10 protein-coding genes are annotated in these 12,793 nt (G+C 43.7%); 3 read left to right on the plus strand and 7 right to left on the minus strand.

Features of this window, described 5'->3' with window-relative positions; genetic code table 11:
- Positions 1–29 precede the first annotated feature (29 nt).
- A complete protein-coding gene (gene galK / locus B5F25_RS08320) occupies positions 30–1,184 on the plus strand; it encodes a galactokinase (protein WP_022039158.1) in 1,155 nt (384 codons plus the stop codon).
- 121 nt (positions 1,185–1,305) lie between these two features.
- On the opposite strand, the gene B5F25_RS21620 is transcribed toward galK, so the two are convergent.
- The 6 genes from B5F25_RS21620 to B5F25_RS08345 form a co-directional block, all read right to left on the minus strand.
- Positions 1,306–1,614 (minus strand): hypothetical protein, encoded by a 309-nt coding sequence (locus tag B5F25_RS21620; protein WP_158100108.1) that lies wholly within the window; start codon positions 1,612–1,614, stop codon positions 1,306–1,308.
- A gap of 101 nt (positions 1,615–1,715) precedes the next feature.
- Positions 1,716–2,018 (minus strand): GNAT family N-acetyltransferase, encoded by a 303-nt coding sequence (locus tag B5F25_RS08325; protein ID WP_087248893.1) that lies wholly within the window; start codon positions 2,016–2,018, stop codon positions 1,716–1,718.
- A gap of 232 nt (positions 2,019–2,250) precedes the next feature.
- Positions 2,251–3,210, minus strand: coding sequence for a hypothetical protein (locus tag B5F25_RS08330; RefSeq protein ID WP_239414119.1), 960 nt, complete (start codon positions 3,208–3,210; stop codon positions 2,251–2,253).
- Positions 3,211–3,363: 153 nt separating this feature from the next.
- Positions 3,364–4,416: a recombinase RecA gene (gene recA, locus B5F25_RS08335; RefSeq protein ID WP_022038606.1), complete on the minus strand. Its 1,053-nt coding sequence runs from the start codon at positions 4,414–4,416 to the stop codon at positions 3,364–3,366.
- Between the two features lie 114 nt (positions 4,417–4,530).
- On the minus strand, positions 4,531–4,980 hold the full coding sequence (gene bcp, locus B5F25_RS08340) for a thioredoxin-dependent thiol peroxidase (protein WP_013617570.1): 450 nt from the start codon (positions 4,978–4,980) through the stop codon (positions 4,531–4,533).
- Between the two features lie 110 nt (positions 4,981–5,090).
- A complete protein-coding gene (locus tag B5F25_RS08345) occupies positions 5,091–6,284 on the minus strand; it encodes a saccharopine dehydrogenase family protein (RefSeq protein WP_013617571.1) in 1,194 nt (397 codons plus the stop codon).
- A gap of 140 nt (positions 6,285–6,424) precedes the next feature.
- Between B5F25_RS08345 and B5F25_RS08350 the strand changes: the two genes are divergently transcribed.
- On the plus strand, positions 6,425–7,234 hold the full coding sequence (locus B5F25_RS08350; protein WP_087248895.1) for an META domain-containing protein: 810 nt from the start codon (positions 6,425–6,427) through the stop codon (positions 7,232–7,234).
- A 115-nt stretch (positions 7,235–7,349) separates the two neighbouring features.
- Here the strand turns inward: B5F25_RS08350 and B5F25_RS08355 are convergent, their stop codons facing one another.
- The gene (locus B5F25_RS08355) at positions 7,350–10,103 is read right to left on the minus strand and encodes an outer membrane beta-barrel protein (RefSeq protein ID WP_087248897.1); all 2,754 of its coding nucleotides are present in this window, start codon (positions 10,101–10,103) and stop codon (positions 7,350–7,352) included.
- A 315-nt stretch (positions 10,104–10,418) separates the two neighbouring features.
- Here B5F25_RS08355 and dnaK point away from each other — a divergent pair, with 315 nt between their 5' ends.
- Positions 10,419–12,335, plus strand: a complete 1,917-nt coding sequence (gene dnaK, locus B5F25_RS08360; RefSeq protein ID WP_087248899.1) for a molecular chaperone DnaK — start codon at positions 10,419–10,421, stop codon at positions 12,333–12,335.
- Positions 12,336–12,793 lie beyond the last annotated feature (458 nt).

Here is a 12,793-nt window from a genome sequence, read left to right on the forward strand (position 1 = left end):
TTTATTAACCCTTTAATTTTTATATTACCATGGATATAGATTTTGTAAGAAGTCGTTTCATCAAACATTTCGATGGAACAACAGGAGCTATTTATACTTCTCCGGGACGTATCAATCTGATAGGCGAACATACAGACTACAATGGCGGATATGTATTCCCCGGCGCAGTAGACAAAGGCATCACAGCCGAAATCAAGCCTAATGGTACGGATAAAGTACACGCTTATTCCATCGACCTGAAAGATTATGTAGAATTCGGATTGAATGAAGAAGATGCCCCGAAAGCCAGCTGGGCACGTTATATTTTCGGAGTATGTCGCGAAATGATCAAACGCGGAGTAGATGTAAAAGGTTTCAATACCGCTTTTGCAGGCGATGTACCTTTAGGTGCTGGCATGTCTTCTTCGGCTGCACTCGAATCAACTTTTGCCTTTGCCTTGAACGAAATATTTGGCGACAATAAGATAGACAAGTTCGAATTGGCAAAAGTAGGACAGGCTACCGAACATAACTATTGCGGTGTAAACTGCGGTATCATGGACCAGTTTGCTTCTGTATTCGGAAAAGAAGGTCATCTGATGCGTCTAGACTGCCGCTCATTGGAATATAAATATTATCCGTTCCGTCCGGAAGGCTATCGCCTGGTATTGGTAGACTCAGTTGTAAAACACGAACTGGCATCATCTGCATATAACAAACGTCGTCAAAGTTGCGAGAATGTTGTAGCTGCCATCAAGAAGAACCATCCTGAAATAGAATTCCTACGTGACTGCAACATGGATATGCTGAACGAAGTGAAAGAAACAGTCAGCCAGGAAGACTATATGCGTGCTGAATATGTTATTGAAGAAATCCAACGTGTACTTGACGTATGTGATGCGTTGGAACGCAACGACTACGAAACAGTAGGCCAAAAAATGTATGAAACCCATCACGGCATGAGCAAATTATATGAAGTAAGCTGTGAAGAACTGGATTTCCTCAACGACATTGCTTTCGATTGCGGTGTAACCGGTTCGCGTGTCATGGGTGGAGGCTTCGGAGGCTGCACCATCAATCTTGTAAAGAACGAGTTATACGAAACATTCATCACAACAGCGAAAGAACGCTTCAAAAAGAAATTCGGACGTTCGCCCAAAGTATATGATGTAGTGATTAGTGACGGTTCGCACAGAGTTTGCTAATCTTTATTATGAGAGGGTGCGTCAAAACGAAATGACTAATCAAATATATTGATACCTAAAAAGGTCGTATCAAATCTTCATTTAGAAAGAATGATACGACCTTTTTTATCCTTTAGAATGCTCACAATCTTAGAAACCGAATTTCACAAAAAATATTTTTAACTTGATGTTTCGTGTGATTGGGGCGATTTTTTAATTCCTTTTTGCTTCTGTTCTTTGCCAAATGACCTGCAATCTCCCTCATCCCAGCCAGCACATGATAAGAAGCTGTTTTGAATTTCTCCAAAAAGTTTTTCTTGGCTTGATGTATCCGTTTCCGTGTGTGCTTTGGGCGATTTTTTGGTCCTTTTCGCTCCTGTTCTTCGTCAGATAGCCCGCTATCTTCCTCATCACAGAAGCGAAAATGCCTCAAAAACTCATCCCAAATCATCGCACGATAAATTCAAAACAGCTTCTAAATTCAAAAACAGTTTTTAAAATTGAAAGTTCATATTTCAAAAATTGAATTTTGCCCCCTATTCTTTACTTCTCTTATAAGGCGCAAGTACCACTTCCTGCATAGTCCGTGCTGATTTCGCCTTGATATTCAGGATGCCTTTGCAACCATCGTACAGCATAAGAACATGTAGCAACGGGCTTTAAACCCTTATTCCGAGCATAATCGTATGCAGTTTTCACCAACATTGAGGCAATGCCTCTTCCACCAATCGCTTCCGGTACAAGTGTATGGCGAATATCCAAATGATCTTTACCCAATACATAAGCCATATCTGCCTTATAGCCATCAACTTCTACCCAAAACTTTCTCTGCGCTTCATCATGATGTACTTCCATAATCTTATATTTTTTAAAAGGTTACGTTTGCAAGATATAAAAAAAATTGGATATTTCCGTGCACGCTCACAAAAAAATAAGAATAATCAGCCCTGCTTTACAACATACTTTTACCTACCAGCTAAAAATGTAAAAAATAGAATATAAAAACACGAAAAACACCGAGAGAAAACGTCAATTATCCATTGAAAAAACGGTGTTTTTCGTGTCTTTGTACTCCAAACATACTTTCTTACTGCATGGCTTTTGCCAAGTTTTCCACTAACTGCGGGTCGGACAAATCAGCTTTACCAAACAATACATAAGAAAAATTGTCTGCCAATACTTCTTCCGGATCAATGGCATACGCTGTATTCTTACCTATCCGTTCTTGAAAGTCAGAAACTTGCTCAGGAGCATAAATCGTAGTTATTCCGTTTTGCTGGTAAGGTATAAATTGTTCATTCAAAGGTACAAGCCCTATTTGTATATATTGATTTAAAGAACCCTCTGTATAAGCCCTATCGGTATAAATCACCATGGCACAATTCATTGACTTACCATCTATTGTAAATGGTGCATAACTGTCATGACAACTTACATCCGGATTGGAAATAAGTTTTTGCATCAAATCGGCAGGGAAAACAATCGGACGGTCAAGTACATTAAATCCAATTACAGAATAAACCTTTTTCTTGAATGCAACATCTGCCCTTGTCAAAAGATGGAAAAGTTCATGTGCTATAAGACGTGCCAAATCATTATCTGACGCTTTTTCCAAAACCTGTTCACCGATAGCTATCCAATTCTCACGAGTATAAGCAGCCGCTCCTCCTTCTTCTGCCATAGAAGTTTTCAACAAAATCACTTCGGAAGGAAAAGGAAGTTTCAACTTCTGTTTTTTGATAGCCGCCTCTACTGCCATAAATGCTTTATTCAATTTTGACCGGTCTGCATCGCCCCATTCGCGAGTCGACTCCATAGCCAATGTCAATAATTGTGACTTCCTTCCGTTTAGGGACTGAAGGCGCGCATTGATATCGAACTGGTTCCAGCTGTTAGTATATTGGTCTATGTCGGTAATAAGCATCTGTGCTTCTGCCCGCGTAGCAAAACGATAAGGTATATCGGCCGAAACTTTCTGAGCCTTGCCGGCAACAGCCAACAGCAAAGCACCGACAGTAAAAAGCAGATGTGTCAATTTCATATTCATAATTAGATAGATTAAAAAAGGGAAACCGTCCTCCCTGCCCGAAGATGACGGTCCACCTTCTATATTGGTATTACATTTTATTCTATTGAATATCCGCAATCAATCTTCATCTAACTTTTATCTCTCAAAATAAGACTGGCGGACATTTTCATATTATTCTTTATCCTTCAAAGCTGAAAAGATAAGCTCTTCCAATTCATCAGCCAGTTCGGGATTATCCTGAATACACTGCTTGGCAGCATCACGTCCTTGCCCCAACTTAGTATCGTTATAGCTATACCATGAACCACTTTTCTTGATAATGCCCAATTCTGACCCCAAATCGATAATCTCTCCACTGTGCGAGATACCTTCACCGAACATGATGTCAAACTCTGCCTTGCGGAAAGGAGGAGCGACCTTGTTCTTCACCACTTTCACACGCACCTGGTTTCCGATTACATCTTCCCCGTCTTTCAATTGGGAGATACGGCGGATATCCAAACGTACGGAAGCATAAAACTTCAAGGCATTTCCTCCGGTAGTAGTTTCGGGATTGCCAAACATTACGCCTATCTTCTCGCGCAACTGGTTGATGAAAATACACGTGGTATTGGTCTTGCTGATAGCCGAAGTCAGCTTGCGCAAAGCCTGCGACATCAAGCGTGCCTGCAGTCCGACTTTATTGTCGCCCATATCACCTTCAATCTCTGCCTTCGGAGTAAGGGCAGCCACCGAGTCGATAACAATAATATCGATAGCCGATGAGCGAATCAACTGTTCGGCGATTTCCAATGCCTGTTCGCCGTTATCCGGTTGGGAAATCCACAGATTGTCAATGTCTACTCCCAACTTTGCCGCATAGAAACGGTCGAACGCATGTTCAGCATCAATAAATGCCGCAATACCTCCATTCTTTTGTGCTTCCGCAATGGCATGGATGGCAAGTGTCGTTTTTCCCGAAGATTCTGGTCCGTAGATTTCAATAATACGTCCTTTGGGATAACCTCCTACCCCCAATGCCGCATTCAAGGCGATAGAGCCGGTAGGAATGACTTCCACTTCTTCCACATGGTCATCACCCATTTTCATTATCGACCCTTTACCAAAATTTTTTTCTATCTTATCCATTGCAGCCTGCAATGCCTTTAACTTCTCGCTGTTATTCGGTTTCGAAGAAGCACTTTCTACCCCTCCTTCAAATGCCAATTCATCTTTTTTTGCCATACCTTATTCTTTTAGTTGACTAGGTATCAGATACTAGTTGACCAGGCTCTAAATACATAAGCAAAACTATTTAAAACCTAGTACCTAGTCAACTGGTACCTCGTACCTTCATGATTATTTTAATATCTGCGCCGCATGGTCTTTTGTCTTCACCTCTTTCGGAGAGATGACACGCTCTACGACACCTTCTTCGTTGATAATAAATGTCGTACGGAACGTGCCCATATACTTGCGGCCGCACATGCTCTTCTCACCCCATGCGCCAAATTCCTCGGTCAATTTATGTTCCGTATCAGCAATCAGCGTAAAGGGAAGCTGGTTTTTCTCAATAAACTTCTGGTGCGACTTCTGGTCGTTGATGCTTACACCTACCACTTCATAACCTGCCTTGCGCAGTTCATCGTAATTGTCACGCAGGTTGCATGCCTGAGCGGTGCAGCCCGAGGTCATGTCTTTCGGATAGAAATAAAGCACCACTTTACGCCCTTTGTAATCGCTCAAATGTATTTCTTTCCCGTTTTGGTCCACGCCCAATAAATCGGGAGCCTTGTCGCCTACAATCATTTCTTTAATTAATAATGAATAGTTAATAATGAATAGTGACATCCCCAATGAATAACTAACAACGAAGCAAATCCCGTTAATTAATTATTCATTGTTAATTATTCACTGAATTACAGTTCCAAATCGCCGTCGAATACCTCATGCCACGGCAAGCCGTTCTTGTTCAGTTCGTCCATAAACGGATCGGGGTCGAATTCTTCCACGTTCCATACACCCGGACGCTTCCACAAGCCTTTCACGAACATCATCGCGCCAATCATCGCCGGAACACCCGTCGTATAGCTTACGCCTTGCATGCCGGTTTCCTTGTAGGCTTCCTGATGCGAGCAGTTGTTATATACATAATAGGTACGCTCCTTACCGTCCTTGATACCCCGGATGCGGCATCCGATAGACGTTTCGCCTTCGTAATTCTCGCCCAGGTCTTGCGGATTAGGCAGCACTGCCTTCAAGAACTGGAGCGGCACGATTTCCATTCCGTTATAATTAATCGGCTCGATGCTTGCCATGCCGATATCCTGAATCACACGCAGGTGGGTCAGGTATTCCTGGCCGAAGGTCATCCAGAAGCGGGCACGCTTGATGGTCGGGAAATTCTTCACCAACGACTCCAGTTCCTCGTGATAAAGCAAATACGAGTCGCGCGGACCGATATTGGGATAAGTCAAATCCTTATGGATTTCCAGCGGCTTGGTGGTAATCCACTTCCCGTCCTCGTAATAACGTCCGTTCTGGGTAATCTCGCGGATGTTGATTTCGGGATTGAAGTTGGTGGCGAAAGCCTTATGATGGTTGCCCGCATTGCAGTCTACGATATCCAAGTACTGGATTTCGTCGAAATGATGCTTGGCTGCGTATGCCGTGTATATACCGCTTACCCCCGGATCGAAGCCGCAACCTAAGATAGCGGTCAACCCGGCATCCTCGAAACGTTTCTTATATGCCCATTGCCAGCTATATTCGAAGTGAGCCACGTCTTTCGGCTCATAATTTGCCGTGTCCAGATAATTCACGCCCGCTTTCAGGCAAGCTTCCATAATCGTCAGGTCCTGATATGGAAGAGCCACATTAATAACGATTTCGGGTTTAAACCCATTGAATAAAGCCACCAGTTCGTCTACATTGTCTGCATCTACCTTAGCGGTCTTGATGTTGGGATTGCCGATTGCTTTTACAATTGCATCGCACTTCGACTGGGTACGGCTGGCAATCATCACTTCCGTAAACACCTCGGGATGTTGAGCCACTTTGTGTGCAACCACGGTACCTACACCGCCTGCACCGATAATCAATACTTTACTCATTTCTTATTTTTCAGATTTAATGCCCGGTAAACGTTACCGTTCACCCTGCAAAGATATAAATTTTTCCGAAACTTCATGCAGTATTCCGAGTATATCCGTATTTTTGTAATAGCAAACTATCTAAAACAAGGACAAAATTTATGAAGAAAGTAGTTTTAAAAGCAGCTGTCCTGCTTTGTGCAGGCATAGGAATGAGTGCATGTAAAAGTAGCAAACAAGCCGTACAGCCTATTGACCTGACGGGAGAATGGAACATCGTAACGGTAAACGGCGATAAAATCAATGCTGCCAACACACCATTTATCGGACTGGACATGAAAGAAAAACGAGTATACGGGAATGCCGGATGCAACCGGATGACAGGAAGTTTCGAGATAGACTCATTACATCCGGGGAAGATACAGTTCGGACAAATAGGAACGACCCGTATGATGTGTCCGGATATGGAAACAGAAAGCAAAGTATTGCAAGCATTGGACAACGTAACGGGATACACCGAAACAGACCAGGGCTTAAGCCTGACCGATGCAGAAGGCAAAGCACTTATGACACTGGAGAAACGCCAGCTTCCCGCTTTTTCCATCAATGACCTAAACGGTGAATGGATTGTCAGTGCCATCGGCAATACACAACTTGGCAAAACCGAAAACACGCCGTTCCTAGCTTTCGATATCGAACAGAAACGGGTACACGGCAATGCCGGTTGTAATGTTATCAATGGAAGTTTCTCGCAAGAAGAAGGCAAAGATAACTCGTTGAAATTCTCACAAATGATTTCCACGATGATGGCTTGCCCTGATATGGAAACTGAACGTCAGATTCTGGAAGCACTGAGCAAAGTGAACAGCTTCTCTTCCAGCCAAGACCAAACCCTCGCCCTGCTGGACGAAAATGGTACCGAAATTCTGACGCTGACACGCAACACAGGTGAAAAGCTTTCGGGCAACTAATCACTTGACTGCAACACGGCTTGATGTTGATTGCATGGTGGATTGCACCTATATTCATCTAAAAAACTCAAATCGTAACCGCATCCACCTCAATCCGCATCAAGCTGCGTTTCTTTCACTTCATACGCTCGAAACGATAAATGAAAGAAACCATGGCATACCCTCTCAATTGTTCTTCATACCGTTCGCTGAAAGCCGTAGCACTGGCATAACGCGTAAAGCTTTTCCGCTGGCTCAGGATATCTGCCCAGTAAACTGACAATTCTCCTCGCCTCTCTTTCAAGAACTTCCACGAAATTTTCAAGTTCCACAAAAGTTCATTATCGCTTTTTCCATCCATACCGGTTCCACTACGGAATACATAACCGGCATCTGTACTTACCATGAAATGAAACGGCAAATTAACCGAACTTTCTATGCCGCACGTATAGTTCCGGGTATACGTATTACGGTTCTGTAACGAGTTCTTCGATTGGTAAAATGTCCATGTACCAGTCAAATCAATATTGCCCCACGACGGCAAGTAAGCCAACCGCACGTTACTGCTCAATGTAGTAGCCCCCGTCACACTCCGGCTATTCTGAGTCCCGTCTTCATTGATTAAACTCACGTTGCGGTCGTATCCTCCCGAAGCATTTATGTTCACATGAAATTGCTTGATGCACTTGTCGTAATACCCGTTTCCCATAATCCCCCAATTACCGTTAATATTAACCGGAAGAGTCTCGCGTCCTCCTGTCTCTCTATCATAATAGGTAGCACGCGTCACCGCGTTGAAAGTCTGATTCCACATAAGCGAAGCCATAAAACCTTTTTGGAAATTGTTGAATATCGCATGCATCGAATGCCGGTACGAAGGACGCAAGTGCGGATTGCTCCGGCGAATATACAAGGGCGAACTGTAATCGGTAGGTGCCATCATATCTTCCAACCGAGGCTGCGAAGTATTCCCGTTATAACTTAACACAAAAAAACGTCCGTCTTTCTGGTACGAAAAACTCAGTTGCGAACGCCATTCTACCGAACGTACCACTGTATCAGCATAATGTTCGCCCGTAGCCTGTTCAATAGAACGGCGTTGGGGAGTCATGTCCACACTTGCCACCATTCCCCAAACTTCATCCGTATAGTTGTAACGAAATGAAAGATTATGTCCAAGAGTACGACTATGACTTCTTGTACGCAGACTATCCACCTCATCCACTTCATATCCTTCCGGCAAAGCACCTAAGACAAAATGCCCGGTTTCCCGACGAGACAAATCATAAGTCATACCGTCTAAACGTTCATAATCATTCTCTAATCCGTACGAAAGCTGTATATGTGATTTCTTGGTAAAAGCATGTGTATAGCCCAAACGCACTTCATCATTCATCGAGCTTTGAGGCGTATGGCGGTACTGGTTCTGATAATAAAGCGAATCACCTCCCGACACATTCTGCAATTGGTAATAGTCTATAGAAGAAAGTGTATAAGCATGCTGGCGGTTCTTTTGATAAGTATGGTTGACATCAAGGCTTAAAAAATCTCCCTTCGTGCCGATTTTCTGCACCAGTTCCAGGCGCAAATCATAATTGAAACGTTTGCCTCGCCCCAAAGTTTGCTGACGGTTGTCGTTTATCCACATCTCCCTGCCTATCTCGTCAATATGGGCAAAAGGTGCTTTCGTATCAGCATCCAGAGGAGCATTGAAAGTAGCGGTACGGCTTTCGTTCCGGCTTTCATCATCGCCATAACCTCCCATGGCAGAAAAGATAAGAGTGGTCTGCTTGCTGATATCCCAGTTCATATCGAAACGTCCATTCGTATTCTGGTTCTTCCCCAACTGATCATTTTCCGACAAAAGATACTGATTACCACTACTCAAGTATTGTTCACTATATGTCCCTGATTGCCCTCCGTCACGGTTATACATGTAATTGACATTTCCCGACAGACTTAATCCTTCTTTCACATTCTTCGAAACATTCAGGTTGACCGAATTGGAAATGTTGTCTTCATCAGCGGTGGTAGAATTGCGGTTAGTCGAACGTGCGCTTACCATAAAATTATCCCCATTCTCTTTAAAACGCATCATCTTGCCATTCAGATCACGACGTTTGTGCGTGCCATAACCAGCTTCAATATTTGCCAGCAGGGTTCCATTAAACTCCCGTTTGGTTTGCAAGTCGAGCACATAATTTTTCTCATTCGATTTCATGCCGGTAATCTTTTCCTGTTCTGTCGGTTTGTCATACACTTTCAGCTGGCTGACAAATCTAACAGGCAGGTTTTCCAGAACCACATCTTTGTTTCCACGGAAAAAGTCTTTCCTGTTTACCGTAATCTGCCGAATAGGATAGCCGTTAAATTTCATTTCTCCGCTCTTCGGATCATACGACAACCCAGGGATGCGCCGTACCAAGGCTTCCAAATATGAACCTTCGGGAGTAGGAAATGCCGCTACATTGTAAATGGTAGTATCCCCCTTCTGTTCCATCGGTTTAAGTGGAGCTGTCACTACCACTTCCGAGAGACGTAAAGCTTCATCATGCATCCGCAACGTTCCCAACCGGATAGTATCTCCCACTTCATCAAGTACTTTCAGCAAAGGAACACATCCGGTAAATGAAGCCCTCAATAAATAGCCGATTTTACTTTTTCTCTTGAAGTCTAGACAAAAATGTCCACTGGTATCCGTAACCACACCTTTCACCAAGAGCGTATCCGGTAAACGAAAAACCGCCACGTTGGCATATGAAAGAGGTTCTTCATGATTCCCGTTTTCCAATACCAACCGTCCGGTCACTATCTGATGTTGAGCTTGTGCGGCTGTTATTCCCAAGAACCATCCGATTGCTATATATATAATAAGGTATAGATATTTCATGACTCTTTTGCTAACGAAAGGGCAAAAATAACGAAAAACCCGACACTTCCGCATTAATAAAGTCTAAATCGAACAGTAACAACCTGCCAATACTGCATTGATATCCGGTTCGAAAAAGCCACAATCTGCACTTCTATCCGACACACTGTCTAAGCATATCTACTTAGCTTGTCAGTTTCGACAGACATTTTGTCAGTCCACACAAAACAAGACAAAGGACTTTTACGCTTGGCACAGCATTTGTTTACTAATAAGCGTAACGCTTCGGTGTTACAAAATCAACTTAATTAGCAAACAAATAAAAAAAATACAATTATGGGAAAGATTATTGGTATTGACTTAGGAACTACAAACTCATGTGTAGCAGTATTCGAAGGTAACGAACCGGTTGTGATTGCCAACAGCGAAGGCAAACGCACCACTCCTTCAGTCGTAGCATTCGTAGACGGCGGCGAACGTAAAGTGGGCGACCCCGCTAAGCGTCAGGCTATCACGAACCCGAAACGTACAGTATATTCTATCAAACGTTTCATGGGTGAAACATACGACCAAGTTCAGAAAGAAATCTCTCGTGTTCCTTATCAAGTAGCAAGAGGAGAAAATAATACACCGCGTGTAGACATTGACGGACGTCTGTACACTCCGCAAGAAATTTCAGCCATGATTCTTCAGAAGATGAAGAAAACCGCTGAAGATTATTTGGGTCAGGAAGTAACCGAAGCCGTTATTACCGTTCCGGCATACTTCTCAGACTCACAACGTCAGGCTACGAAAGAAGCCGGACAGATTGCAGGACTGGACGTGAAACGTATTGTCAACGAACCGACAGCAGCCGCTTTGGCATACGGTGTCGACAAAGCCAACAAGGACATGAAAGTAGCTGTGTTCGACCTCGGTGGCGGTACATTCGATATTTCAATACTGGAATTCGGTGGCGGCGTATTCGAAGTATTGGCAACCAATGGTGATACACACCTGGGTGGTGACGACTTCGACCAAGCTATCATCAACTGGCTGGTTCAAGAATTCAAGAACGATGAAGGTGCCGACCTGACTACTGACCCGATGGCTATGCAACGTCTGAAAGAGGCAGCTGAAAAAGCAAAGATTGAATTGTCTTCTTCTTCATCTACCGAAATCAACTTGCCGTACATCATGCCGGTAGCCGGTGTGCCCAAGCACTTGGTTAAGACATTGACTCGTGCTAAATTCGAACAATTGACCCACGATTTAATCCAGGCTTGTCTGGAGCCGTGCAAGAAAGCCATGAGCGATGCAGGCTTGAGCAACTCGGATATCGACGAAGTCATCCTTGTAGGTGGTTCTTCACGTATCCCGGCAGTTCAGCAACTGGTTCAAGACTTCTTCGGTAAAGTTCCTTCAAAAGGTGTAAACCCGGATGAAGTAGTAGCCGTAGGTGCAGCTATTCAGGGTGCCGTATTGAACAAAGAAGCTGGTGTAGGCAACATCGTATTGCTGGATGTCACTCCGTTGACCTTGGGTATCGAAACCATGGGTGGTGTCATGACCAAACTGATTGACGCCAACACGACTATCCCGTGCAAGAAGAGCGAAGTATTCTCTACGGCAGCCGATAACCAGACCGAAGTGACTATCCACGTATTGCAAGGCGAACGTCCGATGGCAGCACAGAACAAGTCAATCGGTCAGTTCAACTTGACAGGTATCGCTCCGGCTCGCCGTGGTGTTCCCCAGATTGAGGTTACATTCGATATCGATGCCAACGGTATTCTGAAAGTATCTGCCAAAGATAAGGCTACCGGCAAGGAACAGGCTATCCGTATCGAAGCTTCCTCTGGCTTGAGCAAAGAAGAAATCGAACGTATGAAAGCCGAAGCATCTGCCAATGCAGAAGCCGATAAGAAAGAACGTGAGAAAGTAGATAAGCTGAATCAGGCAGACAGCTTGATTTTCACTACCGAAAATCAGTTGAAAGACCTTGGCGACAAGATTCCTGCCGACAAGAAAGCTCCTATCGAAGCTGCTCTGCAGAAGTTGAAAGACGCTCACAAAGCTCAAGACTTAGCAGGCATCGATGCCGCAAGTGCTGAATTGCAAACCGCATTCCAAGCCGCAAGTGCTGAAATGTACGCACAGACAGGTGCTCAAGGAGGTGCACAAGCAGGTCCTAACGCTGGTCAGGCAAACAACAGCCAAAGCACAAACAACAAAGACAATGTGCAGGATGCGGATTTTGAGGAAGTGAAGTAAGTATCAGTAAACAACGATAACCAATCATAGGGGAATAGGGTGTAACTCAATGAGTTATGCCCTATTTTATTTTGTCAACGTACCCATTTCCATAATTACGACCCGACTTTAGAGCAGTATCCCTAAAGGCAAAACTGCTACAGCGCGGTAAGCATTCGATAAACTACAAGTTTTAAACCTTTATATACAACAATAGCGACTGTCACTATGAACCTAATAGTTTCAGTCGCTATTATTTTGTTGAACCTATATGTTGCATATGGCATTAGTTGTCAGATACCCCATTTTGTTTTGTCAATATACTTTCCGGATGTTTCAACTTCCATTTGTGTGGAAGCAGAGTAAGCATTCGATAAACTACAGTCATTAAATATCTATATAATGATAGCGACTGTTACTATTGGATTCATAGTGACAGTCGCTATAGTTTTGTTGAACCTGTATGTTGACGTTGTGGT

This window comes from Bacteroides sp. An19, from assembly GCF_002160215.1.
Classification (GTDB): Bacteria; Bacteroidota; Bacteroidia; order Bacteroidales; family Bacteroidaceae; genus Phocaeicola; species Phocaeicola intestinalis.

Bases quoted from the DNA above. Each gene is read 5' to 3' on its own strand.
- B5F25_RS08325 (WP_087248893.1), bottom strand. From the start codon at position 2,018: ATGGAAGTACATCATGATGAAGCGCAGAGAAAGTTTTGGGTAGAAGTT.
- recA (WP_022038606.1), bottom strand. From the start codon at position 4,416: ATGGCAAAAAAAGATGAATTGGCATTTGAAGGAGGGGTAGAAAGTGCT.
- galK (WP_022039158.1), top strand. From the start codon at position 30: ATGGATATAGATTTTGTAAGAAGTCGTTTCATCAAACATTTCGATGGA.
- B5F25_RS08330 (WP_239414119.1), bottom strand. From the start codon at position 3,210: ATGAATATGAAATTGACACATCTGCTTTTTACTGTCGGTGCTTTGCTG.
- bcp (WP_013617570.1), bottom strand. From the start codon at position 4,980: ATGATTGTAGGCGACAAGGCTCCCGATTTATTGGGCGTGGACCAAAAC.
- dnaK (WP_087248899.1), top strand. From the start codon at position 10,419: ATGGGAAAGATTATTGGTATTGACTTAGGAACTACAAACTCATGTGTA.
- B5F25_RS08350 (WP_087248895.1), top strand. From the start codon at position 6,425: ATGAAGAAAGTAGTTTTAAAAGCAGCTGTCCTGCTTTGTGCAGGCATA.
- B5F25_RS08345 (WP_013617571.1), bottom strand. From the start codon at position 6,284: ATGAGTAAAGTATTGATTATCGGTGCAGGCGGTGTAGGTACCGTGGTT.
- B5F25_RS08355 (WP_087248897.1), bottom strand. From the start codon at position 10,103: ATGAAATATCTATACCTTATTATATATATAGCAATCGGATGGTTCTTG.
- B5F25_RS21620 (WP_158100108.1), bottom strand. From the start codon at position 1,614: ATGATTTGGGATGAGTTTTTGAGGCATTTTCGCTTCTGTGATGAGGAA.